At 56.9% G+C, this 25,102-nt stretch carries 21 protein-coding genes and 1 pseudogene; 11 read left to right on the forward strand and 11 right to left on the reverse strand.

Annotation, left to right across the window (positions count from 1 at the left end):
- Window positions 1-40 precede the first annotated feature (40 nt).
- Window positions 41-499: a methylglyoxal synthase gene (gene mgsA / locus NKJ21_RS18240; protein ID WP_008805898.1), complete on the forward strand. Its 459-nt coding sequence runs from the start codon at window positions 41-43 to the stop codon at window positions 497-499.
- A gap of 11 nt (window positions 500-510) precedes the next feature.
- Here the strand turns inward: mgsA and helD are convergent, their stop codons facing one another.
- Window positions 511-2,565 (reverse strand): DNA helicase IV, encoded by a 2,055-nt coding sequence (gene helD / locus NKJ21_RS18245; RefSeq protein ID WP_012968608.1) that lies wholly within the window; start codon window positions 2,563-2,565, stop codon window positions 511-513.
- Between the two features lie 124 nt (window positions 2,566-2,689).
- On the opposite strand from helD, the gene NKJ21_RS18250 reads away from it, so the two are divergent.
- Both NKJ21_RS18250 and yccS read left to right on the forward strand, forming a co-directional pair.
- A complete protein-coding gene (locus NKJ21_RS18250) occupies window positions 2,690-3,136 on the forward strand; it encodes a YccF domain-containing protein (protein WP_012542294.1) in 447 nt (148 codons plus the stop codon).
- Window positions 3,137-3,153: 17 nt separating this feature from the next.
- The gene (gene yccS, locus NKJ21_RS18255; protein ID WP_008805895.1) at window positions 3,154-5,289 is read left to right on the forward strand and encodes a YccS family putative transporter; all 2,136 of its coding nucleotides are present in this window, start codon (window positions 3,154-3,156) and stop codon (window positions 5,287-5,289) included.
- A gap of 13 nt (window positions 5,290-5,302) precedes the next feature.
- Here the strand turns inward: yccS and NKJ21_RS18260 are convergent, their stop codons facing one another.
- A complete protein-coding gene (locus NKJ21_RS18260; RefSeq protein ID WP_012542296.1) occupies window positions 5,303-5,899 on the reverse strand; it encodes a TfoX/Sxy family DNA transformation protein in 597 nt (198 codons plus the stop codon).
- A 350-nt stretch (window positions 5,900-6,249) separates the two neighbouring features.
- On the opposite strand from NKJ21_RS18260, the gene sulA reads away from it, so the two are divergent.
- Both sulA and ompA read left to right on the forward strand, forming a co-directional pair.
- Window positions 6,250-6,759 (forward strand): SOS-induced cell division inhibitor SulA, encoded by a 510-nt coding sequence (gene sulA, locus NKJ21_RS18265; RefSeq protein WP_008805893.1) that lies wholly within the window; start codon window positions 6,250-6,252, stop codon window positions 6,757-6,759.
- A 352-nt stretch (window positions 6,760-7,111) separates the two neighbouring features.
- Window positions 7,112-8,164: a porin OmpA gene (ompA, locus tag NKJ21_RS18270; RefSeq protein WP_008805892.1), complete on the forward strand. Its 1,053-nt coding sequence runs from the start codon at window positions 7,112-7,114 to the stop codon at window positions 8,162-8,164.
- A 110-nt stretch (window positions 8,165-8,274) separates the two neighbouring features.
- Here the strand turns inward: ompA and matP are convergent, their stop codons facing one another.
- A complete protein-coding gene (matP, locus tag NKJ21_RS18275; RefSeq protein WP_008805891.1) occupies window positions 8,275-8,727 on the reverse strand; it encodes a macrodomain Ter protein MatP in 453 nt (150 codons plus the stop codon).
- Window positions 8,728-8,912: 185 nt separating this feature from the next.
- Here matP and NKJ21_RS18280 point away from each other — a divergent pair, with 185 nt between their 5' ends.
- Both NKJ21_RS18280 and fabA read left to right on the forward strand, forming a co-directional pair.
- A complete protein-coding gene (locus tag NKJ21_RS18280; protein ID WP_046882325.1) occupies window positions 8,913-10,670 on the forward strand; it encodes a Lon protease family protein in 1,758 nt (585 codons plus the stop codon).
- A 69-nt stretch (window positions 10,671-10,739) separates the two neighbouring features.
- Complete coding sequence (fabA, locus tag NKJ21_RS18285) at window positions 10,740-11,258, forward strand: bifunctional 3-hydroxydecanoyl-ACP dehydratase/trans-2-decenoyl-ACP isomerase (RefSeq protein WP_012542300.1); 519 nt, start codon at window positions 10,740-10,742, stop codon at window positions 11,256-11,258.
- A 68-nt stretch (window positions 11,259-11,326) separates the two neighbouring features.
- Here fabA and rmf read toward each other — a convergent pair whose 3' ends face one another.
- From rmf to rlmKL, 6 genes are all read right to left on the reverse strand, one after another.
- Window positions 11,327-11,494, reverse strand: a complete 168-nt coding sequence (gene rmf / locus NKJ21_RS18290; RefSeq protein WP_002898396.1) for a ribosome modulation factor — start codon at window positions 11,492-11,494, stop codon at window positions 11,327-11,329.
- Between the two features lie 253 nt (window positions 11,495-11,747).
- Complete coding sequence (pqiC, locus tag NKJ21_RS18295) at window positions 11,748-12,311, reverse strand: membrane integrity-associated transporter subunit PqiC (RefSeq protein ID WP_008805888.1); 564 nt, start codon at window positions 12,309-12,311, stop codon at window positions 11,748-11,750.
- Window positions 12,311-13,948: an intermembrane transport protein PqiB gene (gene pqiB / locus NKJ21_RS18300; protein WP_008805887.1), complete on the reverse strand. Its 1,638-nt coding sequence runs from the start codon at window positions 13,946-13,948 to the stop codon at window positions 12,311-12,313. Before pqiB ends, pqiC begins: the two co-directional genes overlap by 1 nt.
- Window positions 13,938-15,206 (reverse strand): membrane integrity-associated transporter subunit PqiA, encoded by a 1,269-nt coding sequence (gene pqiA / locus NKJ21_RS18305; RefSeq protein WP_012542302.1) that lies wholly within the window; start codon window positions 15,204-15,206, stop codon window positions 13,938-13,940. The genes pqiB and pqiA overlap by 11 nt, the downstream gene beginning before the upstream one ends.
- Window positions 15,207-15,220: 14 nt before the next feature.
- Window positions 15,221-17,128 (reverse strand): ABC transporter ATP-binding protein, encoded by a 1,908-nt coding sequence (locus tag NKJ21_RS18310; protein ID WP_012542303.1) that lies wholly within the window; start codon window positions 17,126-17,128, stop codon window positions 15,221-15,223.
- A 12-nt stretch (window positions 17,129-17,140) separates the two neighbouring features.
- Window positions 17,141-19,246 carry a bifunctional 23S rRNA (guanine(2069)-N(7))-methyltransferase RlmK/23S rRNA (guanine(2445)-N(2))-methyltransferase RlmL gene (gene rlmKL, locus NKJ21_RS18315; protein ID WP_008805884.1) on the reverse strand — a complete coding sequence of 702 codons (2,106 nt, stop codon included), beginning with the start codon at window positions 19,244-19,246 and terminating at the stop codon, window positions 17,141-17,143.
- Between the two features lie 99 nt (window positions 19,247-19,345).
- Here rlmKL and NKJ21_RS18320 point away from each other — a divergent pair, with 99 nt between their 5' ends.
- Window positions 19,346-20,455 carry a YcbX family protein gene (locus tag NKJ21_RS18320; protein WP_254733110.1) on the forward strand — a complete coding sequence of 370 codons (1,110 nt, stop codon included), beginning with the start codon at window positions 19,346-19,348 and terminating at the stop codon, window positions 20,453-20,455.
- Here NKJ21_RS18320 and zapC read toward each other — a convergent pair.
- Together zapC and pyrD are read right to left on the reverse strand one after the other, a co-directional pair.
- On the reverse strand, window positions 20,452-20,994 hold the full coding sequence (gene zapC / locus NKJ21_RS18325; protein WP_254733113.1) for a cell division protein ZapC: 543 nt from the start codon (window positions 20,992-20,994) through the stop codon (window positions 20,452-20,454). The two genes, NKJ21_RS18320 and zapC, sit on opposite strands and share 4 nt — an antisense overlap.
- Window positions 20,995-21,163: 169 nt before the next feature.
- Complete coding sequence (gene pyrD / locus NKJ21_RS18330; RefSeq protein ID WP_002898303.1) at window positions 21,164-22,174, reverse strand: quinone-dependent dihydroorotate dehydrogenase; 1,011 nt, start codon at window positions 22,172-22,174, stop codon at window positions 21,164-21,166.
- Window positions 22,175-22,422: 248 nt separating this feature from the next.
- Here pyrD and ssuE point away from each other — a divergent pair, with 248 nt between their 5' ends.
- The 3 genes and pseudogenes from ssuE (at window position 22,423) to ssuD (ending at window position 25,095) form a co-directional block, all read left to right on the forward strand.
- The gene (gene ssuE / locus NKJ21_RS18335) at window positions 22,423-22,998 is read left to right on the forward strand and encodes an NADPH-dependent FMN reductase (protein WP_008805880.1); all 576 of its coding nucleotides are present in this window, start codon (window positions 22,423-22,425) and stop codon (window positions 22,996-22,998) included.
- A pseudogene (locus NKJ21_RS18340) lies at window positions 22,991-23,990 on the forward strand (sulfonate ABC transporter substrate-binding protein). The gene ssuE and the pseudogene NKJ21_RS18340 overlap by 8 nt, the downstream one beginning before the upstream one ends.
- Window positions 23,950-25,095 carry an FMNH2-dependent alkanesulfonate monooxygenase gene (gene ssuD / locus NKJ21_RS18345; protein ID WP_012968613.1) on the forward strand — a complete coding sequence of 382 codons (1,146 nt, stop codon included), beginning with the start codon at window positions 23,950-23,952 and terminating at the stop codon, window positions 25,093-25,095. The pseudogene NKJ21_RS18340 and the gene ssuD overlap by 41 nt, the downstream one beginning before the upstream one ends.
- Window positions 25,096-25,102: the final 7 nt, after the last annotated feature.

A 25,102-nucleotide genomic window follows, 5' to 3' on the forward strand; every position in this document is an offset into this window, starting at 1 on the left:
TTCAGTAATCTGTCTGCAGGTCAAAATGTGGAATGAAAATATGGAACTGACAACTCGTACCCTGTCCGCGCAAAAACATATCGCGCTGGTGGCTCACGATCACTGTAAAGATATGCTGATGAAATGGGTCGCTCGCCATCAGGCGTTGCTGGCGCAACACGTTTTGTATGCCACCGGCACCACCGGTAACCTGGTCTCGCGGGCTACCGGACTGGAGGTCAATGCCATGCTGAGCGGCCCGATGGGCGGTGACCAGCAGGTTGGCGCGCTTATTTCAGAAGGCAAAATCGACGTGCTGATCTTCTTCTGGGATCCGCTGAACGCCGTGCCTCACGACCCGGACGTCAAAGCGTTGCTGCGCCTGGCCACCGTCTGGAACATTCCGGTCGCCACTAACGTCTCCACCGCTGACTTTATCATCCAGTCACCGCACTTTAATCAGCCGCTCGATATTCTGATCCCGGATTATCCGCGTTATCTTGCCGAGCGCCTGAAATAACCCACACGTGATTAGGGTTTCCTGGCCACCGGCACATCCAAGGCCTGCAGGATGTCGACAAACGGCGAAGGTTGCGCTTTGTTAAACAACAACCACACCCGATGACGTGCGCGGGTTATCGCCACGTACAGTAGTCGACGCTCCTCCGCATCAGGAAAATCTTCCGGCTGCGGCAGGAGCGCCTGCTCCATGATCGACTCGCGCGCCGGCGCGGGAAACGCATCCTCTCCCTCCTGCAGTCCCAGCACAATCACATAGTCCGCCTGCTGGCCCTTGCTGGCATGAATAGTCATAAAATCAAGCTGCAGATGCGGCCAGCGCGTCGCCGCCTTGTTGAGCGCGTCGGGCTTCAGATGATGGTAACGGGCAAGCAGTAGGATCCGCTGCTCGGGCTTAACGTAGCCGCTCAGTTTATCCAGTAAATCATCCAGCTTATCGTCGGCTAACAGCGTGACGGCCTTTTTATCGCCCGCCGTCAGGCTGTTCAGCGGCTTACTTAACTGATGCGGATTCTGCTGGATAAAGCCATTGGCGATTTCGCCAATGCGGCCGTTAAAGCGATAGGTGGTATCCAGCGCGCAGCTATCCCCTTCGCCAAAGTAATGATTAAACGCGGTGGTCAGGGAAAGCTGGGCCCCGCTGAACCGGTAAATCGCCTGCCAGTCATCCCCGACGGCAAAGAGCGTGGTTTGGCTGTTCTGCCGGCGTAATGCAGCCAACAGCGAGGCCCGCTGCGGCGAGATATCCTGAAATTCATCCACCAGAATGTGTTTCCATGGGCTGACGAAGCGGCCTTTATCGAGAATATTGACCGCCTGATGGATCAGGCCGGAAAAATCGACCGCATTCTCGGCCTTCAGCGCCGCCTTCCACTCTTTCATCAGAGGCGACATCAGTTTCACCCGTTTACTGAACTGATCGCGTACCGCCTCCGGCGCCCCGGCAATCATCTCTGCCTGGGAGCCGCCGTGCATACGCATCAGGCTGACCCAGCGGTCGAGACGGCTGGCCATACGCCGCTGCACCTTCTTGTCCTGCCAGAAATCGCCTTCCGGCAGTTGCCAGCCCATCTCCTCTTCCAGCCACAGGCGCCAGCCTTTCGCCTGCGCTTTTTTCTCCTGACACTGCTGCTGCCAGCTTTTCACGAGCAGCGCCTGACGAGCTGCGCTATCGCTTTCCAGTTTGCTGATGGTGGGGACTTTTTTGCTGCCCTGCTGAATAATATGTAGCGCCAGCGAGTGGAAGGTACGCGCGGTGATATCGTCGGATGCAAGACGCTCGCGGATCCGCGCATCCATCTCCTGCGCCGCCTGGCGGCCGAATGCCAGTAACAAAATTTGCTCTGCCGCCGCTTCTCCCCGCGCCAGCAGCCAGCCTGCCCGCGCCACCAGCACCGAGGTTTTGCCGCTGCCCGCGCCCGCCAGCACCAGCAGGGAACGCTCGCCGTTCACCACCGCCCGCGCCTGTGAGGCATTAAGAGGGGACGACTCAACGCCGTCAAAAAAGCCGCGATACTGCTCAAGCATCGCCTCGGTGAAGGCCTGGTTATGGGCCAGGCGTGTCGCTTCAATATCCCCTAACCAGCGCTGACACTCCCGCCACAGCTCCCGACAGTTGTCAAAGGCCTCAAGCCGGCTGGTGGGCATCGGCAAACCAGTCAACGCCTGGCGAATGTTATCCTGCACATCCGCCACCTGCTGACGCGTCAACCATTTGCCTTCCGCACGGGTGCGCTCGATCGTCGCCAGCTGCCGCTTCAGTACACCAGCGGCGATGTCGCTCATTTCCGCGCTCCACTGCTCCCAGAGCGTTTGTAAATGGTGATAGAAGCGCTGCGTTTCGCTCCACTCGGTACCGTGCAAACGCACGACTTTGCTGTCAGGCAACACAAACTCCAGTTCGCCCCAGACCAGACCGCGCTTACAATGCACTGACAATAACTGATTGAAAGGGATAAGATACTCGTGACGGTCGCCGGAAACCTTTACGCCGGCGTTCAGTAACTGCACCCGATCATAAGGGTGCTGAGCCATGCGTTTGCCCAATGTTGTCGCTTTAAGTTCCATATAATGTCGATTTTCAATCAGGGTGGATTGTTTTTCAGTTTAACCGCCCGGGACCAGGTGCTCCAGCGCAAAAAAACGTTACAATTGTCAGGTCTTATTATCCACAGGGCAAAACCGAGGCTTTATGCGTACCATTCTGAATATTTTGAACTTTATCCTTGGCGGTTTCGCCACCACTCTAGGCTGGCTGCTCGCCACGCTGGTTAGCATCATTCTGGTCGTCACGCTGCCGCTGACCCGCTCCTGCTGGGAAATCACCCGACTCTCCTTATTCCCATACGGTAACGAGGCGATTCATGTGGATGAGCTGGAGCCGGGCCGTAAAAATGGCCTCCTCAACGCCGGCGGCACCGTGCTGAATATTCTGTGGTTCATTTTTTTCGGCTGGTGGTTGTGCCTGATGCATATTTTCAGCGGCATAGCTCAATGTCTGACCATTATTGGCATCCCGGTGGGGATCGCGAACTTTAAAATTGCTGCCATTGCCCTTTGGCCGGTAGGGCGCCGGGTCGTCTCTGTGGAAACCGCGCGTGCCGCACGTGAAGCCAATGCGCGTCGTCGCTTTCAGTAACCGAACGGAACACGGACATGATTAGCCCCCTGCTACGCCGCTATACCTGGAACAGTGCCTGGCTTTATAACGTACGGATCTTTATCGCGCTCTGCGGCACAACGCTGTTTCCCTGGTGGATCGGCGAAGTCAAACTGACCATCCCTCTCACCCTTGGCGTTGTTGCCGCGGCCCTGACCGACCTCGACGACCGGCTGACCGGTCGTCTGCGCAACCTCGCCATTACCCTGGTCTGTTTTTTTATCGCCTCCGCCTCCGTGGAGCTGCTGTTTCCGTGGCCGCCGCTGTTTGCCCTCGGCCTGACCGTGTCTACCATCGGCTTTATTTTGCTCGGCGGCCTCGGCCAGCGCTATGCCACCATCGCCTTCGGCGCCCTGCTCATCGCCATCTACACCATGCTCGGCGTCACACTGTACGATCACTGGTATCTACAGCCGTTGTTCCTGCTGGCGGGGGCCGTGTGGTACAACCTGCTGACGCTGTCCGGGCACCTGATTTTTCCGATTCGTCCATTGCAGGACAACCTGGCGCGTAGCTATGAGCAACTGGCTCGCTATCTGGAGCTCAAATCCCGGCTGTTTGATCCTGACCTGGAGGATGAGAGCCAGGCGCCGCTGTACGATCTGGCCCTCGCCAACGGCCAGCTGGTTGCTACGCTTAACCAAACCAAGGTCTCGCTGCTAACCCGACTGCGAGGCGATCGGGGCCAGCGCGGCACCCGCCGCACCCTGCAGTACTACTTTGTGGCCCAGGATATTCATGAACGCGCCAGCTCATCGCATATTCAGTACCAGACTCTGCGCGATCAATTCCGCTACAGCGACGTGATGTTCCGTTTCCAGCGCATGCTCTCGATGCAGGCCCAGGCCTGCCAGAAGCTCTCGCGGGCGATTTTACTGCGCGAACCCTACCAACATGACGCCCATTTTGAACGCGCGTTTATGCATCTCGACGCGGCGCTTGACCGTGTGCGCGCCAGCGGCGCGTCTGACGAGCAGATCAATGCCCTTGGGTTTTTACTCAATAACCTGCGCGCTATCGATGCGCAGCTGGCCACGATTGAATCGGTGCAAACGACCGCGCCTGCCGGGAGCAACACCGAGACGCTGTTGGCCGACGACAGACTCGGCGGGCTGAACGACATCTGGCTGCGTCTGCGGCGCAACATGTCACCGGAGTCCGCTCTCTTTCGCCACGCGGTACGTATGTCGCTGGTGCTCTGCGCCGGCTATGCCTTTATCCAGTTTACCGGGCTCCAGCATGGCTACTGGATCCTGCTGACCAGCCTGTTTGTCTGTCAGCCGAACTATAACGCCACCCGCCACCGACTAGCGCTGAGGATCATCGGCACGCTGGTGGGGGTGGCGATCGGCCTGCCCGTCCTGCTGCTGGTGCCTTCGATTGAAGGGCAACTGGTGTTGATCGTGCTCACCGGCGTGCTGTTCTTTGCCTTTCGTAACGTGCAGTACGCCCATGCCACCATGTTTATTACGCTGCTGGTGCTGCTGTGCTTTAACCTGCTTGGCGAAGGTTTTGAGGTCGCGCTACCGCGCATTATTGATACCCTGATCGGCTGCGCCATCGCCTGGGCGGCGGTCAGCTTCATCTGGCCGGACTGGAAATTTCGCAATCTGCCGCGCGTCCTGGACCGGGCGATGAACGCGAACTGCCGTTATCTGGATGCCATTCTGGAGCAGTATCACCAGGGCCGCGACAACCGTCTGGCCTATCGTGTCGCCCGCCGTGATGCCTACAACCGTGATGCCGAACTGGCCTCCGTGGTCTCGAATTTGTCGACTGAACCGCGCGCGGATGGCGCCCAGCGCGAGACCGCTTTTCGCTTGCTGTGTCTCAACCATACCTTCACCAGCTACATCTCCGCTCTCGGTGCGCATCGGGAAAAACTGTCCACCCCCGATATTCTTGCCCTGCTGGATGATGCTGTTTGTTATGTTGATGACGCCCTGCACCATACCCCCGCCGATGAACATCGGGTGCAGAAGTCTTTGACCAGCCTGCAAAGCCGGATCCAGCATCTGGAACCGCGCGCGGACAGTAAAGAGCCGCTGGTATTACAGCAGATTGGCTTGTTGCTCGCGCTGCTGCCTGAAATTTGCCGCCTGCAACAACGCGTTCACGCTCAGACAGAATAACGGCGGCTGTCCGCTAGCGGGCTCCAGCCCATTCGAGCAGCTCCTGACGCCGCAGCGTCGGGAGCGCGGCGGCGTGAACGCCGACAATCGCCCCCTCCAGCGCCAGCAAGACGTTGAGCGACAGAGAGGCGTTGTTTTCTCGTAGCCGTTGCCAGGCCTGCTGAGCGCCTACCTCCCGAAGCGTCCTGACATCCGGTATGCCCGCGTGGATCAGCTGCAATTCCATATGAAAGCTGATATTGGGTAAATCCTTCAGACGGCCCGACGCCCGTCGGTGGTTCTTTTCACGCTGCGCACTCTGCCACGACAACAGCGACAGCCGAAAAAGCTGAGTCTCATCGCGCCACAATGCGTCGTCAATTTGATAATACTTCATCGGCACGATGCGCCCATGTCGGCGCAGCGTTAATAAAGGATTGCGATGTTCAACCCGATACGCGGCGCTCTGCTCGCAGGCCCTCAGGTAAATATCGCCCTCTGCCACCATCGCAAACACCGTATCATCAATGGCCAGGCTATAGCCGCCAAAAAGCGGACGAGAATGTAACTGACCCAGCGGCGAGACGCAGGCCTGAAATTGCGGGAACCGCGGACATACTAGTTTTCTCATGATCATTCCTTTGTTAATCATGTAATTAAACTTAAGTTGTTAACGGATCCGCTAAGAGAAAACATAAGGGACTTCCCGAACAGCAGCAAGATGATTTTCGCCGACTTTTCTACCAGAATGCGGTTTTGCGAGACGCTTTCAGAAAATCACTGACGTTGCTGCAATCAACAGGGTGGAAAGAAATCATTAGCCGGCATTAAGGATATCGTTGAGGAGAGGTGCGCATAGCTATAAATCAGACGCGGCGGGAAATGATTAAATTTCAGCCAGCAAAATGGCAAATTGCGGTTGATCTTTTCCCCAGGTAGATATACTGTATATGCATACAGTAACTACAGGCGGGATAGACTATGTTTACTTCAGCTCACGCAAATCGTTCAGCACAGGCTTCTGCTTCTGCAGGCCACTACGCTCATCGTTCTGGCGAACAGACCGCCAATGGGCTGATCAGTGAAATTGTCTATCGTGAAGATCAACCCATGATGACACAGTTACTGCTGCTACCTTTATTACAGCAGCTGGGTCAACAGTCTCGCTGGCAGCTGTGGCTCACGCCGCAACAAAAGCTTAGCCGTGAGTGGGTCCAGTCTGCCGGTCTGCCGCTGTCTAAAGTCATGCAAATTAGCCAGCTGTCACCCTGCCATACCGTAGACTCAATGATCCGCGCGCTGCGCACCGGTAATTATAGTGTGGTTATCTGCTGGCTAACGGAGGAGCTAACCGCGGAAGAGCACGAGCGTCTGGTCAATGCCGCCCAGGAAGGTTGCGCGATGGGATTCATCATGCGCCCGGTGAGAAATCAAGGCACGCTCGGCAGACAACTCAGCGGGCTAAAAATTCACTCAAATTTGTATCATTGAGTGAAATTAGGATTATTCCTGGAATTTTTTTTACCGATGGTAAAGACACAGCGTTTTTCAGGGACTTTTTCGCGCAATGCCTGTCACACGGGGATTTCTGCCTTTTTTCTGCGTACGAAAATCAACCATATTTGTTAAATATTGTGTACACAACCCTTTTTTTTCATATGCCTGACAGAGTTCACACTTGTAAGTTTCGAACTAAGTTGTAGACTTTACATCGCCAGGGGTGATCGGCTTACGCTGCATGTATCAGCATAGTTAACAACAAGTCACGCCCCGGGTGAAGGATTTAACCGTGAGGTCTTTTGTAACTTCATGGCGAATTTTGGATGATAATGAGGCGCAAAAAATGAAAAAGACAGCTATCGCGATTGCAGTGGCACTGGCTGGCTTCGCTACCGTAGCGCAGGCCGCTCCGAAAGATAACACCTGGTATGCAGGTGGTAAACTGGGTTGGTCCCAGTTCCATGACACTGGCTGGTACAACAGCTCTCTGAACAACAATGGTCCGACCCACGAAAGCCAGCTGGGCGCTGGTGCGTTCGGTGGTTACCAGGTTAACCCGTACCTCGGTTTCGAAATGGGTTACGACTGGCTGGGCCGTATGCCGTACAAAGGCGACCAGGTTAATGGCGCATTCAAAGCTCAGGGCGTTCAGCTGACCGCTAAACTGGGTTACCCGATCACTGACGATCTGGACATCTACACCCGTCTGGGCGGCATGGTATGGCGCGCAGACTCCAGCAACAGCATCGCTGGCGACAACCACGACACTGGCGTATCTCCGGTATTTGCTGGCGGCGTAGAGTGGGCTGTGACTCGTGACATCGCTACCCGTCTGGAATACCAGTGGGTTAACAACATCGGCGACGCGGGCACCGTTGGCGTTCGTCCGGACAACGGCATGCTGAGCGTGGGTGTTTCCTACCGTTTCGGTCAGGAAGATGCTGCACCGGTTGTAGCTCCGGCTCCGGCTCCGGCTCCGGAAGTGACTACCAAGCACTTCACCCTGAAGTCTGACGTTCTGTTCAACTTCAACAAAGCAACCCTGAAACCGGAAGGTCAGCAGGCTCTGGATCAGCTGTACACCCAGCTGAGCAATATGGATCCGAAAGACGGTTCTGCAGTTGTTATGGGCTTCACCGACCGTATCGGTTCCGAAGCTTACAACCAGCAGCTGTCTGAGAAACGTGCTCAGTCCGTTGTTGACTACCTGGTTGCTAAAGGCATCCCGGCTGGCAAAATCTCCGCACGCGGTATGGGTAAATCCAACCCGGTTACTGGCAACACCTGTGACAACGTGAAAGCTCGCGCTGCACTGATCGACTGCCTGGCCCCGGATCGTCGTGTAGAGATCGAAGTTAAAGGCTACAAAGAAGTTGTAACTCAGCCAGCGGCTTAAGTTATAACTGATGAAAAAACCCGCCTCGGCGGGTTTTTTTATGCCTTCTCTCCCGCTTTTGCGGTGGTGGGCCCCATATCAGAGTAGCCTCTGACAGGCCGCCGTAAAGACTACTCTTTGCCTAACAGTTCCTGCAGATCGTGTTTCAGGCTCGACATTTTGCTGGCGTACTTCTCTTTATGCTCAGCATCCTCAATCAGCTGCACGATGGTTTCGGACAAGGTTTTACCCCGCCGCTGTGCCAGGCCGGCAAGACGCTGCCAGACGACAAACTCCAGATCGATAGACTTCTTACGCGTGTGCTGATGCTCCGCGTTAAAATGCCGTTTCCGTCGCGCGCGGATGGTCTGCTTCATGCGGTTCATCAGCGCCGGATTCATATGCTGCTCAATCCAGGCATGCACCAGCACAGGTTCATTCTCGAGCGTCAGCAAGTCATCTACCGCAGCTTGCGCAGCGCTGGCCTCAATGTAGCGGGTAATCAGCTCACCTTCCCGGTGCTTCTTTACCAGATATTTCCATTTCCAGCCGCTTTCAAGATTTTCCAGTTGTTGATATTTCATTGCGATCTCAATGTGACCGTGTAACTCATTTCAGGATATCAGTTTTTTCCTGATGTGCTGAATATAAATCATTATTCGTGAGGTGTATGGCCGGGGAATCATCGGGGTAATCATAATCCTCCGTGTGCTCAGTCGCGGCATCAGGTATAATTGCGCGCTTTACATCTAACTAAAAAACAGCGACTTTGACCATTACGAAACTGACCCGAACCGACCTTGCGCCCGATATGGAACCTTTTCAGGCGCTGTTTGCCCAAGCTGATCTCTCTCAACCGGCCCCCTCCCTCTCGGGCGATCTGCAGCCGCGTCTGTTCTACGCGCTTGAGCAATTGCTGTGCACGCCGGCAGTCTCCTCCTTCATGCTGGTGAAAGCCCCCGAAGAACCGGAGTATCTGCAATGGCTGACGGCAGAAACCCGTACGCTGCATGAACCTACCGCCCCGCTCTACGGGGTCCGCTATGACGTTGACGGCGCTCGCGTGACGCTCTCCCCGGCGCAACGGGCTGAGGATAATTTTGCCAGCACCGCCCCGGTCGTCGCGGCCGATTGGGTAGAGGCGGAACAGCTGTTTGGCTGCGTACGCCAGTTTAACGGCGACATCACCCTCCAGCCAGGCCTGGTTCATCAGGCCAATGGTGGCGTGCTGGTAATCTCGCTTCGCACACTGCTGGCGCAGCCGCTGCTGTGGGTGCGCCTGAAAAATATGGTGACCCGTCAGCGGTTTGACTGGCTCTCCATCGATGAGTCGCGCCCGCTGCCGGTCAGCATTCCCTCCATGCCGCTGAGCCTGAAAGTCATGCTGGTCGGCGAACGCGAATCGCTGGCGGATTTCCAGGAAATGGAACCAGAGCTTTGCGCTCAGGCGATCTACAGTGAGTATGAAGACACTTTGCAGTTTGCTGACGCCGAGACGCTGAAAGCCTGGTGCCAGTGGGTATGGCAAAATGCCCAGCAGCTGACGCTGCCAGGTCCGGCGGCCGACGCCTGGCCACTGCTGATCGATGAGGGGACGCGCTACACCGGCGATCAGGAGACCCTGCCACTCAGTCCGCTATGGATAGCCCGCCAGCTGCGAGAGGCCGCCGCGTTCTGCGAAGGCGAGGAGATTACTGGCGAAGAAATGCAGACGATGCTGGCACGCCGGGAGTGGCGTGAAGGCTACCTCGCAGAACGAATGCAGGATGAAATCCTGCAGGAACAGATCCTGATTGAAACCGAAGGCGAATGCGTCGGGCAGATCAACGCCCTGTCGGTGATTGAATTCCCCGGCCATCCGCGCGCATTCGGTGAACCTTCGCGCATCAGTTGCGTCGTGCACATTGGTGATGGCGAGTTTATTGATGTCGAACGCAAAGCCGAGCTCGGCGGCAATATTCATGCGAAAGGCATGATGATCATGCAGGCTTTTCTGATGTCCGAGCTGGAGCTGGAGCAGCAGCTTCCGTTCTCCGCTTCGCTGACCTTCGAACAGTCCTACAGTGAAGTGGACGGCGACAGCGCCTCCATGGCTGAACTCTGCGCCTTAATCAGCGCGCTGGCCAATGTGCCGATTAATCAGAGCATTGCGATTACCGGTTCTGTTGACCAGTTTGGTCGCGTGCAGCCGGTCGGCGGTCTGAACGAAAAAATTGAAGGTTTCTTCACTATCTGTCAACAGCGCGGGCTAACCGGTAAACAGGGCGTCATTATCCCTGCGGCCAACGTTCGTCATCTCAGTCTTAGCCATGAGCTCCGTCAGGCCGTTGCCGAAAACCAGTTTGCCATCTGGGCCATTGACGATATTACCGAAGCGCTGCCGATGCTGACCCAACTGATGTGGGACGGTGAAGGGCAGACGCTGCGACAAACCATTCAGGAGCGGATAGCGCAGGCGACCCAGCAAGAGACTCGCCATCGTTTTCCGTGGCCGCTACGCTGGTTAGGTGGGACAAGTTCTAACTGATCGGACTTGTTCAGCTTACACGTGTTAGCTATCCTGCGTCCCGAACTTAAAATAAGGCTTACTGAAAACATGGTAGATAAACGCGAATCCTATACAAAAGAAGATCTTCTTGCCTCTGGTCGTGGTGAACTGTTCGGCGCGAAAGGCCCGCAGTTGCCAGCACCAAACATGCTGATGATGGACCGCGTCATCAAAATGAGCGAAACCGGTGGTAACTATGACAAAGGTTATGTTGAGGCGGAACTCGACATCAACCCGGACCTGTGGTTCTTCGGTTGCCACTTCATCGGCGATCCGGTGATGCCGGGCTGCCTGGGCCTGGATGCGATGTGGCAGCTGGTCGGGTTCTATCTTGGCTGGCTCGGCGGCGAAGGCAAAGGCCGTGCGCTGGGCGTTGGCGAAGTGAAATTCACCGGTCAGGTTCTGCCGACCGCGAAAAAAGTCACCTACCGCATCCACTTCAAGCGCATTGTTAACCGTCGTCTGATTATGGGCCTGGCGGATGGCGAAGTGCTGGTTGACGATCGTCTGATCTATACCGCGAACGATCTGAAAGTCGGCCTGTTCCAGGATACTTCCGCTTTCTGATAATTATCGGCAGCGATTAAAAGGCGAAGCCCCCGCTATGCGGAGGCTTCTTTTTTAAAGAGACAGTGTCAGGCCGTTAGTACCCTGTCCTCCATGGCTTCTCGCCAGCCTCCCAGCCACCATGAGCGTTGATTCAAGCTCTGGTATGGACACATTTCTTTCGATCTCCCCGCGATACCCGCTTGATATCCACGTTGATGTGCCCGTTCCAGGCGATCTCGTTTTTGTCTCTTCATGCCTCGTTTCCCTCATTCTTTGATCTGGTGGAAAAGAAAACAGTGGTCGCAAATTGTGCAGCCACGGGTTACGAATACCGCGAAATGAAGACAACGTCAATGCGCAAAATTCACGCCAGTGTCATATTTGTGACCTATATAAGAGTTCATTTTTTGTTCATTCGGCGCAGCGCTCGGTAACAAACTGACCTGGCAAAAAAAATGCCGCGCGGCTCAGATGAACCACGCGGCATATCACTTTTATGAAATTTACTTATGGCAGACGGTTAAGCTCGCCGGCAATGGCCACCGCCTCCTGGCTCCACGCCTGGGCCAGGGTCTTCACCATCGCGTCATAGCCATCCTGCTGCTGCTTGAGCACGATGTTAAACGGGCGCTTAATCAGCTGTCCCTGATGCTTCAATAGCCACTCGCCGCTGACGATAACCCGCCCGTCGTAGCGCCCGTGAAAGCCATTTACCGCCACATTGAGCGTATCCTGCTCGCTGCCCAAGGGTTGGGACGACACTACCCAGCCCGGCAACTGCTGGCTGAGGTTTGCCACCAGCGTAGTACGCAACTGCTGGTCCAGCGGGCTGGCCCACAGATTATTATTGGCGATTACATACTGCACATCGGTGGTTTGATAGACCACTCCATTGCCCGCCAGATAATCCGGGATGCTGACCTGCTCAACCCACAGCAGACGTGCCCCCTGGCTGGCGGCGCTCTGCGCGCCGCCCTGCACCACCGGCAACTGGTAATATGTTTTGCTCTCACCGCCGCTACTGCACGCCGTCATCACGCAAACGGCTGCCACCAGTAACCATTTTTTCATTATTTCGCTCCCTTCGGCTGTGGGTCTTTTTTATCCTTCGCCTCAAATACCAGCGCATTGCTCTTATCATTGAGCGTTTTCAGGACCGGCTGCAGCTCACGCAGCACCTGATCCAGACGCTGCATATCGGCCACCATCTTATTGTAGGCCGCGGAGCCCGGCTGGAAGCCCTGCATGCTGCGGTTCAGCTCGCGCAGCGTCGTCTGCATATCGGCAGGTAGCTGCTGCATCGACTGACTGGAGGTGATCTTATTCAGACTATCCAGCGTGGTCTGTACATGCTGCATGGTCTTCTCGCTTTGCGCCAGCGTACTGGTTGCCTGTTCCAGTAGCGGATTGAGCGGCAGGTTATTGATTTTATCCAGCGCATCCATCAGACGCTGCTGGATCTGCGCCAGTCCACCGCTAATGGTCGGGATAATCGGATAGCCGTTAAACTCCTGAATTTTCCCACGCGGCGGCGCTTTCGGATAGAAGTCGAGATCGATATACAGCGCGCCGGTCACCAGGTTACCGGTTTTCAGCGAGCCGCGCAGTCCGCGGTTGATCAGATCGTCAATGTGAGCGCGAATATTCGGATCGCCGCCGAGCTGGTTGACCAGACGCTGCGGTTCAACCCGCACTTCCACCGGAATGCGATAGTCATCGTTCAAACGCTGCTTCAGCCCAGGAATAAAGAACGGCACTTTGCCGACGGTTCCCAGACGGATGCCACGGAACTCCACCGGCGCGCCGGGCTGCAGGCCACGAACCGAGTCTTTGAAGAACATCACGTAATCGATATGCTCGGTAAAGACCGAATCCTGGATGCTCTTCTGATCGTCAAACAGGTGATATTCCGTTTTGTTCGCCACCGGCTCGCCGAGGTCCAGTCCTTCCGGAATATCGAAGCTCACCCCGCCGCCAAACAGCGTCGACAACGAGCCCATCTCGACGCGCATCCCCGCAGCGGTCAAATCAACGGCGATCCCGCTGTCCTTCCAGAAGCGAACGTTAGTGGTCACCAGGCGGTCATTAGGCGCGTTGATGAACAGCTGATAAGTGATATGACGTTTCTGCGCATCAAAGGTGCTGGTTTCCACCGACCCCACGCGATAACCGCGGAACAGCACCGGGTCGCCTGGCGACAGCTGGCCTGCCTTGCTGCTTTCCAGCAAAATCCGGATCCCCTTGGCATCCGGCGAGGCCAGCGGCGGAGAATCCAGCAGCGGATACTGCGCCGGCACCGAACCTTTCGACCCCGGCTGCAGTTCAATATAGGCCCCGGACAATAATGTCCCGAGACCACTGATCCCCTCGCGCCCTACCTGCGGTTTCACCACCCAGAAGACGGAATCGTTATGCAGTAATTTCTGCATGCCGGAATTGAGGCGAGCTTTGATTTCCACGTGGGTTAAATCGTCGGTCAGCGTCGCGCTCTCTACCACCCCAACATCCACGCTGCGGCTCTTGATCCGGGTTTTTCCCCCTTCAATGCCTTCCGCGTTAGTGGTGATCAGCGTGACCTCTGGTCCCTGATGGCTGTAATGATAAAACAGGATCCACGCTCCGATCAGCGCAGTGACGATAGGGAAGATCCACACCGGTGACCAGTTCTTCACCTTCTGCACTTTCGCTTCTCCGCTCTTATTTTCCATGTTGTTGTATTTCCTCATGGCTTGAATCTGGCTCACGATCCCACAGTAAACGGGGATCAAACGTCATCGCTGAAAACATGGTCATCACCACCACCAGCGCAAACATGACCGCGCCGATGGCGGGATAGATATTCATCAACCCTCCCATGCGCACCAGCGCAGAGAGCACGGCGATGACAAAAACGTCAATCATTGACCAGCGGCCAACAAATTCCACCACTTCATAAATCAGATGCATGCGTTCCGAATCGCGCGCGCCGTTGCCGTTAGCATTCCAGCACAGCCAGGCGATAGCGATCATCTTCAGCGTCGGCACCATAATACTGGCGATAAAGATCACCAGCGCCACCGGATAGGAGCCCTCGCTCCACAGTAACACCACCCCGGCCATAATGGTCGACGGCATTTTATCGCCCAGCAGATCGGTGATCATGATCGGCATAATATTGGCGGGAAGATAGAGAATAAATGAGGTCACCAGCAGCGCCAGCGTCCACTGCAGGCTATTTTTACGCCGCGCCGTCCCTTTGCTGTGACAGCGCGGGCAGACGGTCTGGTCGGCCGGTAACACCGCCGTGCAGCAGCCGCAGGAGCGCAGCCCCTGGCGGATCCCGGCTACCCCGACCTTCAGCGGCTGGGTAATCGCCGGCATAGGGGCAATATCATCCCATAGCCAGCGGCGGTCGACGCACTGGAAGGTGCGTAACTGCAGCAGGCAAAACATGCACCAGGGAATAAAGCTCAGGCCGATGCCGATATCGCCGTAGGCCATCAGTTTGACGAAGCTCACCAGCACGCCGGCAAGAAAGATCTCCGCCATGCCCCAGGTCTTGAGGTGAAACAAAATGCGCGCCAGAAACGCCTTCAGCCCAGCGGGCATCCTGACCCGATTGACCAGCAGCAAAATGGTGACCAGACAAAAGGCCGGTACCAGTTGTACAAAGAGCAAAAAGAAGGTGCCGAGGCTGGCGTAATCCTCGGTAAACAGCACGTTGGGAATTTCCAGCAGCGCTATTTCGCTGCTGATGCCACCCACTTTCATATAGATAAAAGGAAATAGGTTGGCCAGCAGCAGCATAAACAGCGCGACCAGCGCGTAAGCCGTGGGACGCTGGCGAGGCGCGTCCCACGTGGTGGTTAACGTTGTACCGCAGCGCGGGCAGGCGGCTTTCTGGCGATGCTCAAGCTGCGGCAAAGCCACCAGCAAATCACATTGGGGACATAAAATATGTCGCGCAGCATGATGGTGATCGCACATGACAACTCCTCGGCTCAGGCGCCGTTCTTTAATCCTTCGAGATATTCCCAGCGTTCAAAGGCGGCTTCCAGCGCCTGCTCCGCTTCGGCCAGCTGCGCCAGCACTTGCTGCGTACGATCGTGCGATTGGCCAAAGAAGTCAGGATCGGCTACCTGCTCCTGCAGCGTTTGCAGTTCGGCCTCAAGCGTTTCCAGCTTCTGCGGCAGTTGCTCCAGCTCGCGCTGCAGGTTATAGCTTAGTTTGTTCCCGCCGCGTTTGACAGTTTCTGCTTTTGGCTGAGCGACTTCCGTCGTTTTTTTAACGATCGTCTGCTTTTGCGCCAAAGACTGGGCCTGCTGACCGCGGGCGTCGTGATAACCGCCGACGTACTGACCAATATGGCCGCCGCCTTCGAAGATCCAGCACTCGGTCACGGTATTGTCGACAAACTGACGATCGTGGCTGACCAGCATCACGGTGCCCTGATAGCCATCGATCAGCTCTTCCAGCAGCTCCAGCGTTTCGACATCAAGGTCGTTTGTCGGTTCATCGAGAATCAATAAGTTACTGGGTTTCAGGAACAGTCGCGCCAGCAGCAGACGGTTACGCTCCCCGCCGGACAGCGCGCGGACTGGCGTCATCGCCCGTTTCGGATGGAACAGGAAGTCCTGCAGATAGCCCAGCACGTGCCGCGGCTTACCGTTAACCATCACCTCTTGCTTACCTTCGGCGAGGTTATCCATCACCGTCCGGTCCGGATCCAGCTCTGCACGGTGCTGGTCGAAGTAGGCGACTTCCAGCTTGGTGCCAACGTGGATCCGTCCGCTGTCGGCCTGCAACTGGCCAAGCATCAGCTTCAGCAGCGTGGTTTTCCCGCAGCCATTGGGGCCGATCAGGGCAATCTTATCGCCGCGCTGGATTTGCGCGGAGAAATCTTTCACCAGCACTTTGCCGTCAACCTGATAGTTGACGTTCTCCATTTCGAAAACGATTTTGCCGGAGCGCGAAGCCTCTTCTACCTGCATCTTCGCACTGCCCATCACTTCCCGGCGCTCGCCGCGCTCGCGACGCATCGCTTTCAGGGCGCGAACGCGGCCTTCGTTGCGGGTACGACGCGCTTTAATCCCCTGGCGGATCCACACCTCTTCCTGGGCCAGCTTGCGGTCGAATTCAGCATTCTGCAGCTCTTCAACCCGCAGCGCTTCTTCTTTATCCAACAGATACTGATCGTAATTGCCCGGATAAGTCACCAGCTTGCCGCGATCGAGATCGACGATGCGCGTCGCCATGTTGCGGATGAAGGAGCGGTCGTGCGAAATAAAGATAATGGTGCCTTTAAAGCTTTTCAGGAACCCTTCCAGCCAGTCGATAGTTTCGATATCGAGGTGGTTCGTCGGTTCATCCAGCAACAGCACGCGCGGCCCGCTGACCAGGGCACGGCCCAGCGCCGCTTTACGCAACCAGCCGCCGGAAAGCGAAGCCAGCTGCGCGTCGGCGTTAAGACCAAGCTGCTCGATCACTTCATTGATGCGGCTATCCAGCTGCCACAGGCCCAGGTTATCCAGCTGTTCCTGCAGACGGGCCAGTTCATTTAAATTTTTGTCGCTCGGGTCGGTCATCACCTGATGCGAAACATCATGGTAGGCCTTCAGGTAAGCGGCCTGTTCGGCGATCCCTTCGGCGACGAAATCGTACACCGTACCGGCAACGTTGCGCGGCGGATCCTGCTGCAGACGCGCGACGATCAGATCCTGTTCATAAATAATACGCCCGTCATCCAGCCCCTGTTCACGGTTAAGGATCTTCATCAGGGTCGATTTACCGGCGCCGTTGCGCCCAACCAGACAGACGCGTTCGTTATCTTCGATATGCAGTTCAGCATTATCCAGCAGCGGCGCATCGCTGAATGAAAGCCAGGCGCCGTGCATACTAATCAGTGACATTCTTTATTCCTTTCAGGCTGCAGTAATCAGCCAGCAGTTGTGGATCTGACGGTTGCGGGCAAAATCCTGCGACAGCGTTTTTTGCGAAATCTCTTGCGCCTTCAGGCCCAGCGCCGCCAGCCCGTCATGATCCATACGGAAACCGCGTTTGTTGTTCGAGAACATAATGGTGCCGCCTTTACGCAGCAGACGTTTCAGATCGGTCATCAGGCGAATATGATCGCGCTGCACGTCAAAGGCATCTTCCATTCGTTTGGAGTTAGAGAAAGTCGGCGGATCGATAAAGATCAGATCGAACTGCTCGGTGCTTTCCCGCAGCCAGCCCAGCACGTCAGCCTGCATCAGGCGATGCGCACGACCGGTCAGGCCATTGAGACGCAGGTTGCGCTCCGCCCACTCCAGATAGGTACGCGACATATCCACCGTGGTCGTAGAGCGCGCGCCGCCCAGACCGGCGTGGACGCTGGCGCTGCCGGTATAGGAGAACAGGTTAAGGAAATCCTTACCCTTGCTCATCTGGCCGAGCATACGACGGGCGATACGGTGGTCGAGGAACAGACCGGTATCGAGGTAGTCGGTGAGGTTAACCCACAGGCGCGCGTTGTACTCCTGCACCTCGATAAAGTCGCCCTTCTCCGCCATCTTCTGATACTGGTTTTTACCCTTTTGCCGCTCGCGGGTCTTCAGCACCAGCTTGTTGGGGGCGATTTCCAGCACGGCGATGGTCGCCGCGATAATATCAAACAGACGCTGGCGCGCTTTGTGCGCATCGACGGTTTTCGGCGGCGCATACTCCTGGACCACCACCCAGTCACCGTAGCGATCGATCGCCACGTTATATTCCGGCAGATCGGCATCGTACAGGCGATAGCATTCAATGCCTTCCTGACGGGCCCACTTTTCAAATTTCTTCAGATTCTTACGCAGACGGTTGGCAAAATCTTCCGCCAGCATCGCCGGCTTGCCGCCTTCGCTTTCCGCCAGGTGATAGTTTTTCTGTATGCAGTCCAGCGGGCCGTTCTTCGCTTTGAACTGTTTATCGGCACGCAGCTGCAGGCAGCTCAGCAGTTCCGGCGAGGCGCTGAACACCGACAGGTTCCAGCCGCCAAACTGACTTTTCATGATCCGGCCCAGCAGGCTGTGCAGGGCAATCAGCGCCGGTTCGCTTTCCAGGCGCTCGCCGTACGGCGGGTTGCTGATCACGGTGCCGTACGGGCCTTTCGGCAGCGGGTTATTCAGCTGGGCGACGTCTTTGACTGCAAAATCGATCAGCTCGCCGATGCCGGCCCGGCGGGCGTTGCGGCGCGCGCGCTCAATGACGCGCTCGTCGACGTCAGAGCCATAGAAGCGCGACCCATAGGCCGCCAGCCCCTGGCGGGCGCGGGTTTGCGCTTCCGCCTTCACCTCTTTCCAGATAGCGTCATCGTGCTGCGCCCAACCGCCAAAGCCCCAGTGGCCGCGGTGCAGACCCGGCGCACGATCGGTCGCCAGCATCGCCGCTTCAATCAGCAGGGTACCGGAGCCGCACATCGGATCGAGCAGCGGCGTACCCGGTACCCAACCAGAGCGCATGACGATCGCCGCCGCGAGGTTTTCTTTGATCGGCGCCATACCGGTACCATCGCGGTAGCCGCGCAGATGCAACCCTTCCCCGCTCAGATCCAGGGAGATATGCGCCGTCTCTTTGTTCAGCCAGACGTTGATCCGCAGATCGGGCGACTCACGATCGACATTCGGGCGCGGCAGGTTTTTACGCGTGAAGCTGTCGACGATGGCGTCTTTGACTTTTAATGCGCCATACTGGCTGTTGCGGATCTCGTCATTGAGGCCGCTAAAATGTACCGCGAAGGTGGCGCCAGGGTTAAACATCTCCGTCCACGGAATGGCCTGTACGCCGAGGTACAGATCCAGATCGCTGTATACGCGACACTCGCCCAGCGGCAGCATGATGCGCGAAGCCAGCCGGCTCCACATCAGGCTTTGATACAGCAGGCGCGTATCCCCCTGAAAATGGACCCCGCCCTGGACGACCTGGCAGTCCGTCGCGCCAAGTCCTTCCAGTTCAGTTTTTAACAGCTCTTCCAGCCCACGAGCCGTACTGGCAAACAGAGAATTCATATCGTCACTTTTACTTAAAGAAAATTGGTGCGCATTATAGCCAATATGTGCCCTATGTCATAAAGTTATAGGCTTATTTTTGGAACCCGGAGGCAGCGTATGGTAACGCTCTCGCGACTTTTTATTCATCCCGTTAAATCCATGCGCGGCATGGGCCTGACCCACGCCTTTGCTGATATCAGCGGCCTGGCCTTCGATCGCCTGTTTATGGTCACCGAAAACGACGGGACCTTTATTACCGCCCGCCAGTTTCCGCAAATGGTAAAATTTATTCCGGCGCCGCTGCATGATGGCCTTCACCTGACCGCGCCGGACGGCAGCAGCGCCGTGGTGCGTTTTAGCGATTTCGCCCTGCAGGCCGAGCCCACCGAAGTCTGGGGCAACCATTTCACCGCCCTTATCGCACCCGCCGCCGTTAACCAGTGGCTCAGCGGCTTTTTCAAGCGCGATGTCCAGCTGCGCTGGCTGGGGCCGCAGTTAACCCGCCGGGTGAAGCGCCACGATGCGGTACCGCTCTCCTTCGCCGACGGCTACCCGTACCTGCTGGCTAACGAGGCCTCGCTGCGCGATCTGCAGCAACGCTGCCCGGCCAGCGTAAGCATAGAACAGTTTCGTCCTAACCTCGTGGTCACCGGCGCGGCCGCCTGGGATGAAGATAGCTGGAAAGTGATCCGCGTCGGCGAAGTGGTGTTTGACGTCGCTAAGCCATGCAGCCGCTGCATTTTTACCACCGTCAGTCCAGAGCGCGGGCAGAAGCATCCCACCGGGGAGCCGCTGGAAACCTTAAAGCGTTTTCGTACTGCGCTGGACAATAGCGATGTCGATTTTGGCCAGAACCTGATTGCCCGCAACAGCGGGGTGATCCGGGTGGGTGATGAAGTCGAAATCCTCGCCCGCGGCCCGGCGAAAGCCTACGGCGCCGGCGAGAGCGACGATACTCCGGCCCCGGAAGCGCAGCAGCAAGCTACGGTTGCCATCGAATGGCAGGGTCAACAGTTTAGCGGGAATAACCAGCAGGTGCTGCTGGAGCAACTGGAGCAACAGGGCATTCGCGTACCCTATTCGTGTCGGGCAGGGATCTGCGGCAGCTGCCGCATTCGGCTGGAAGAGGGCGAAGTCAGCGCGTTAAAGAAAAATGCGGTCGCCGGGGACGGCACCATTCTCGCCTGCAGCTGCGTACCGAAAACGGCGCTGCGCCTGGCGCCTTAAACCGCCTGTCCCAGGCTGTAGCTGACCGCGCTCTGCGCCGGCTGCAGCCTGTCGTTCATGATTTTAATAACGTCGCCTAACTGCATCACGCGCCCGGCAAGGGTGAGACCCGGCTGGGCCAGCAGACAAAGCGCGGCGTTATCTCCCGGCTCCACCACCAGCAAATTCACCTGCTCCCCGGTATCGCTCAGCCAGACGCAGGCGGCGTCGCCGCCGCTCGGCTGCCACTGGTGGGGATGAGCGATAAAGTGCCAGCTTTTCGGCATCTGCGGTTTGAGAAAACGGATCGCGGTTAACGCATTGAGGACTAATTCCGCTCGCTGTTCTTTCGACAGTTCGAGATCGCGACATTTTTCTTCAAAGGAGAAATAGAGCGCGGCGTCATCGACGCAGAATCCCGACGGCGCAAAGGCATCCGGGGTCAGCATTCGCCGGGCGAAGCGCGAGCGAAATAACATGCCATTGGCCAAATCGAGCATCATGCGGTCATGCTGTTCATCGTAATACCAACGCCAGTTATCGTCAGGTTTAATGCGCATTTTTCCCCCTGTCCCCTTTCATACGCCTCTGCAAAGTTGTTGCGACTTGCCGCAGAATATTTTCTAAAATTAAGAAAAGTCTAAAATGTTTAAATAAGCAACAGTGAGGGAATATAAAACAACCAGGGCCGGAAATAAAGCCCTGGGTGGGTTTCAGCGGAGGAAAAGATTAGATGTGGGTAACAATTTCTTTAATCAGCGGCGGACCTTTAAAAATAAATCCGGAATAGATCTGCACCAACGATGCTCCGGCGGCTATCTTTTCTCGCGCAGCAATCACCGAATCAATACCGCCCACGCCGATGATAGGCAAACGACCATTCAGCTCAGCGGAGAGCATACGGATAATTTCAGTGCTCTTTAATTGTAATGGACGACCGCTAAGCCCACCGGTCTCATCACAATGTTTCATTCCCTGAACCAGAGAACGATCGAGGGTGGTATTGGTTGCAATTACCCCATCAATATTATGACGCACGAGGCTATCGGCAACCTGGATCAATTCCTCTGGTAAAAGATCCGGCGCGATCTTCACGGCGACCGGAACATATTTCTGATGCTTTTGCTGCAGCTCAAGCTGCTTATTTTTAATACCGGAGAGTAAATCATCGAGCGCTTCACCGTATTGCAGCGTACGCAGTCCCGGGGTATTCGGTGAGGAGATATTAATGGCGATATACCCGGCGTAAGGATAGACTTTTTCCATACAAATCAGGTAATCATCTTTACCGTGCTCCACCGGCGTATCTTTATTTTTGCCGATATTGATGCCCAGCACGCCGTCAAAATGCGCCTTTTTCACGTTCTCAACCAGGTTATCAACGCCATGGTTATTAAAGCCCATGCGGTTGATCAACCCCTCGGCATCCACCAGACGGAAGATCCTCGGTTTATCGTTGCCCGGCTGCGGACGCGGGGTGACGGTGCCGATCTCAATCGAACCAAAACCCATCGCGCCCAGCGCGTCAATGCATTCCCCATTTTTATCCAGCCCGGCCGCCAGACCCAGCGGATTTTTAAAGGTCAGCCCCATGCAGGTAACGGGCCTGGCCGGTACCTTCTGGCGAACCAGCATTTCCAGCGGCGTCCCGGTGACACGGCGTAATTGTTGAAAGGTAACTTCATGAGCGCGCTCAGGATCGAGCTGAAAAAGGGCTTTACGAACGAAGGGGTAGTACATGAACTCTCCTGGATTCCCGGTGTGCAAACCGGGGGCGTATTATGTGCGATCCTCAGCTGAAAGGGAATTGACCTGCGACAAAAAATCACCCATCAGCGCAAACGATTACCTCTCCCCGCGCCGTTATGCGCTTTTCGGCTATCTAACGGTGGATAAATCATTTAGGGAAATAATGGTGCTCTGTCACACTCACTGCAAATGTTATCAATTATAGATAAATGCAAACATTTAGTTATAAGGAGAGAGAGATGCGCGTCATTACGCTTGCGGGCAGCCCGCGTTACCCTTCCCGTTCCAGCGCCCTGCTGGAATATGCCAGAGAGACGCTCACCGCCGCCGATATCGAAGTCTGCCACTGGCATCTGCAGAACTTTGCCCCGGAAGACCTCCTGTACGCTCGCTTTGACAACCCGGCGCTACAAACGCTCAATGAGCAACTGGCCGGGGCCGACGGTCTGATTATCGCCACGCCGGTGTATAAAGCCTCGTTTTCCGGCGCCCTGAAAACCCTGCTCGATCTGCTTCCTGAGCGCGCGCTGGAGGGCAAAATCGTGCTACCGCTGGCCACTGGCGGCACCATCGCCCACATGCTGGCGGTGGACTACGCTCTGAAACCCGTCCTGAATGCCCTGAAGGCCCAGGAGATCCTCCATGGCGTCTTCGCCGATGACAGCCAGGTCACGGATTACCAGCATAAGCCGCAGTTCACCCCTAACCTGCAGCGGCGCCTGGATGAGTCCCTGGAGACCTTCTGGCAGGCGCTGCATCGTCCCAGCAGCCGCGCCCCGTCGTTAACGTCTCTGCGTGGGGTGGAACATGTTTAATCCTCTCCGCGCGCTGACCCTCGGCGGACTGCTGTTGTTCTCCGCGCTGGGCCACGCCGCCCCGGCGGCGCCCGATGCCCTGCGCATTGGTTATCAGAAAGGCAGCGTCAGCATGGTGCTGGCGAAGAGCCATCAGCTGCTGGAGCAGCGCTATCCGGGCACCCATATCTCGTGGATTGAATTCCCGGCCGGTCCGCAGATGCTGGAGGCGCTGAACGTCGGCAGCATTGACATCGGCAGTACTGGCGACATTCCGCCTATCTTTGCTCAGGCGGCGGGCGCCGATCTGGTCTATATCGGTTCGGAGCCGCCCAAGCCGAAAGCGGAAGTCATCCTGGTGGCGCAAGGCAGTCCTATTCACAACGTTGCCGAATTAAAAGGGAAAAAGGTCGCTTTCCAGAAAGGTTCCAGCTCCCACAATCTGCTGCTGCGCGCCCTGCAGCTGGCGGGCCTGAAATTTAGCGATATTCAGCCGGTTTACCTTGCCCCCGCCGATGCGCGCGCCGCCTTCCAGCAGGGTAATGTCGACGCCTGGGCCATCTGGGATCCGTACTACTCCGCCGCGCTGCTGCAGGGCGGCGCCCGGGTACTCACTGACGGAACCGATCTGAAACAGACGGGATCGTTCTATCTTGCTTCCCGCCCCTACGCTGAACGCAATGGCGCTTTCATTGAAGGCGTACTCGATACCTTTACTCAGGCCGATGCCCTGACCCATAGCCAGCGCGCGCAAAGCATTACGCTGCTGGCGAAAACGATGGGATTACCGGAAGCGGTGATCGCCAGCTATCTGGACCATCGTCCCCCCACCTCAGTAACCCCGGTGAGTGCCGAAACTGCCGCTCGCCAGCAGCAGACGGCCGACCTGTTCTATGAGAACAAGCTGGTGCCGAAAAAAGTTGATATCCGGGCCCGTATCTGGCAGCCCGCCGCCGCACAAGGAGCGAAATCATGAGTCTGAATATGTTCTGGTTTTTACCGACCCATGGTGATGGTCGTTATCTGGGCACCGAAGAGGGCGCCCGTCCGGTCGATTACGGCTATCTGCAGCAAATCGCGCAGACGGCGGATCGGCTGGGGTTCACCGGCGTGCTGATCCCGACCGGACGCTCATGTGAAGATGCCTGGCTGGTTGCGGCCTCGATGATCCCGGTGACGCAGCGGCTGAAATTTCTTGTCGCCCTCAGGCCTAGCGTGGTGTCGCCGACGGTAGCCGCCCGCCAGGCGGCGACCCTGGACCGACTGTCAAACGGCCGGGCGCTGTTCAATCTGGTCACCGGCAGCGATCCCGCCGAGCTGGCCGGCGACGGCGTCTTCCTCGACCACACCGAGCGCTATGAGGCCTCAGCTGAATTTACCCACATCTGGCGCAAGCTGATGGAGGGAGAAACCGTCACCTTTAACGGCAAGCATCAGCGCGTTCGCGACGCTAAGCTGCTGTTCCCGCCGCTCCAGCAGCCCCGTCCACCGCTCTATTTCGGCGGATCGTCTGACGTCGCGCAGGATCTGGCCGCCGAGCAGGTCGATCTCTATCTCACCTGGGGTGAACCGCCGAAGCAGGTGGCAGAGAAGATTGCTCAGGTCCGGGAGAAAGCGGCCCGGCATGGGCGCCGGGTGCGTTTTGGCATCCGTCTGCACGTGATCGTGCGGGAAACCAACGAGGAAGCCTGGCAGGCGGCGGACAGCCTTATCTCCCACCTTGATGATGAAACGATCGCCCGCGCCCAGGCGGCCTTCGCCAGAACCGACTCCGTCGGTCAACAGCGAATGGCTGCGCTGCACAACGGTCGACGCGATCAGCTCGAGATCAGCCCCAACCTGTGGGCCGGCGTCGGCTTAGCGCGCGGCGGCGCCGGTACTGCGCTGGTGGGCGATGCCGCCACCGTTGCCGAACGAATCAATGAATACGCTGCGCTGGGTATTGATAGCTTTATCTTCTCCGGCTATCCGCATCTGGAAGAGGCGTATCGGGTCGGCGAGCTGTTGTTCCCCCTGCTCGACGTCGCCGTGCCGTCTATCCCGCAGCCGCAAAACCTGCGCCTGCAGGGGGAAGCGGTCGCCAACGAGTTTATCCCGCGTAAAGTGGCGCAAAGCTGAGGAGACA

This window comes from Klebsiella sp. SWET4, assembly GCF_024296565.1.
Classification (GTDB): Bacteria; Pseudomonadota; Gammaproteobacteria; order Enterobacterales; family Enterobacteriaceae; genus Klebsiella; species Klebsiella variicola.